At 63.0% G+C, this 2,222-nt stretch carries 2 protein-coding genes and 1 pseudogene; 2 read left to right on the top strand and 1 reads right to left on the bottom strand.

The window, feature by feature from the left end; translation table 11 throughout:
* Window positions 1–717, bottom strand: a pseudogene (locus AC1DVM_RS23025) (DEAD/DEAH box helicase); the annotation flags it as partial.
* Window positions 718–847: 130 nt separating this feature from the next.
* Here AC1DVM_RS23025 and AC1DVM_RS23030 point away from each other — a divergent pair.
* Both AC1DVM_RS23030 and AC1DVM_RS23035 read left to right on the top strand, forming a co-directional pair.
* Window positions 848–1,192: a hypothetical protein gene (locus AC1DVM_RS23030; RefSeq protein WP_477258447.1), complete on the top strand. Its 345-nt coding sequence runs from the start codon at window positions 848–850 to the stop codon at window positions 1,190–1,192.
* Window positions 1,189–2,222, top strand: a 1,034-nt coding sequence (locus tag AC1DVM_RS23035) for a recombinase family protein (RefSeq protein ID WP_477258449.1), incomplete at its 3' end; no start/stop codon positions are given. The genes AC1DVM_RS23030 and AC1DVM_RS23035, both read left to right, overlap by 4 nt.

The raw sequence follows: 2,222 nt of genomic DNA on the forward strand, positions 1-2,222 counted from the left end.
GAGTGAGTGGGTTTAGAATCAACGGCCGGTTATTTAAATGCAGCGACCCGTTGGTAATCGGGAGTCGTGAGCCAAGTCCCGCGTTGGCGAGATATTCCCAGGCTTCGTCGCGATCCAGGATGCCCTCGCGCGACAGGCGCTCAAAGGTCTCGCGACGATCTGAATAAGCCCGCTTTTCAGCGTACGAGCCTTGGCGGAAACGACCAGCTTCCCCCATTCTTTCTTTCGCCAGTCGGTCTTGTCGAACATGACGTGGACGATCAGGCCCTCGACGTCGACAAATGCGCGCCCAGCGCGGCCGGCGACGTTGGCGAACTCCTCGCCCTTGATCTTCTCGCCGGCTCGATAAAGCGCTGGCACCAGCAGGACGGCGGCGTTGAGATTGAGCCCCTGAGAGAGCGTCGGTGAAGCGACGATCGAACGTATCCAGGCTGTCAGATCGTTCAACTCGTCACCGCTTGGCAGGATGGCGGAGAGATAGACGATTCGGCGATCGGCCGCGTCCGCACGCCGAAGCAGGCGCTGCGCGAGGGTTTCGTAGCGGATTTCGCGCTCACTTGGGCCGATCATATGGCCTTCGTCGAGAACGAGTAGACCGGTATCATCTATCAAGGACGGGTCACATCTCAGGGCGAAATCAAGCTTCTCGAGGGTGGCGATGATGATCTCGCGGGAGCGCAAGGCATCTTCTTCGCCAGCGGAAAGGCCGCCGTGCCCGCCCCCCTCTCGGCTAGACTCAGCCCTCAACTTCCGAGTCGTCAAGCCAGAGTCCCCTATGCGCGCAGCGAATCAATCGAGGACCAGATCGAGGTCTGCCGTAGGTATGCGGCGCGGGTGGGAGCGTTATTTGTCGGAAGTGCGGGTGCTGTTTCCGGGCGCGACCGAATCGGCGCGGCTGTGGATGGGAAAGGATGGCGTGCTGACCGACCAGCGATCGATTGGAGATCGCATCACCAGGCTGACCAGGCGCCTCTTCGGCACGTCGATCAATCCGCATCTGCTGCGCGACTGCGCCGCCTCGAGCCTCGCCAACGACTCCATCGAGATGGCCCAGGCGGCCCCCGCTCTGCTGGGTCATCGGCATCGCTCGACAACCGAGCGCTACTATATCCAGGCCGACAATCTTGCGGCGAGCCGCAAGGTCGGTCACCTTCTCGAGACCATCAAGACATCGTCGAGGGACCGGACATGACGCGCGCCGCCATCTACGCCCGCTATTCGAGCGAGAACCAGCGCGACGAATCGATTGAGGACCAGATCGAGGTCTGCCGTCGCTCTGCGGCGCGGCTGGGTTTTGAGGTGACGGCGACCTTTAGCGACCGGGCGATCTCAGGCTCCAACAGCAACAACCGGCCCGGCTACCAGCAGATGCTGGCGGAGGCCCGTCGAGGCTCCTTCGATGTGGTGATCGTCGAGGCCGTTGACCGCCTGGCGCGCAAGCTTGCCGACATCGCCGGTGTCCATGACGAGCTCTCGTTCCACCGGGCGAGCCTACACGCCGTTAACGTCGGCGCCATCACCACGATGCATGTGGACATGCTCGGCACCATGGCGCAGATCTTCCTGTCGGACCTGCGCTCGAAGACCAAACGGGGCCAGCTCGGCCGGGTGCTACAGGGTAAGTCGGCGGCCGGCAAGGCCTTTGGCTACGACGTCGTCGAGGGAATCGAGCGCGGCGGCCGTACGATCAACCAAGCCGAGGCGACAATCGTCACGCGGATCTTTACGATGTTCGCGAGTGGGGTCAGCCCGCGGGTGATCGCCCGCCGCCTGAATCAGGAGAATGTGCCCGGTCCTGACGGACGGCTGTGGCAGGACACCACCATCCGCGGCCAGAAGGAGCGTGGCACCGGCCTCCTCAACAACGAGCTTTATATCGGCGAGATGGTCTGGAACCGCTGCTCCTACGTGAAGGACCCGCGCACCGGCAAACGGGTCGCAAGGCCAAACCCGGTCTCGCAATGGGAGCGCATGCAAGTGCCGAACCTGCGCATCATTTCCGATGACCTCTGGCAGGCCGCCAAGCGCCGCCAGGAGGTCGTCACCTTCGCCATGGAGCGTGATGAGGAAGGTCACGCCCTCAACCGCAGCCATCGCCGTCGCTATCTGCTCTCCGGACTTTTGATCTGCGGCTGCTGCGGCGGCAACTTCAGTGTCGTGACGCGGGACACCTATTCGTGCTCGGGTCGGCGCGCCCAAGGCGTTTGCAGCAATGACCGCAC

Source organism: Microvirga sp. P4_A5, from assembly GCF_056402495.1.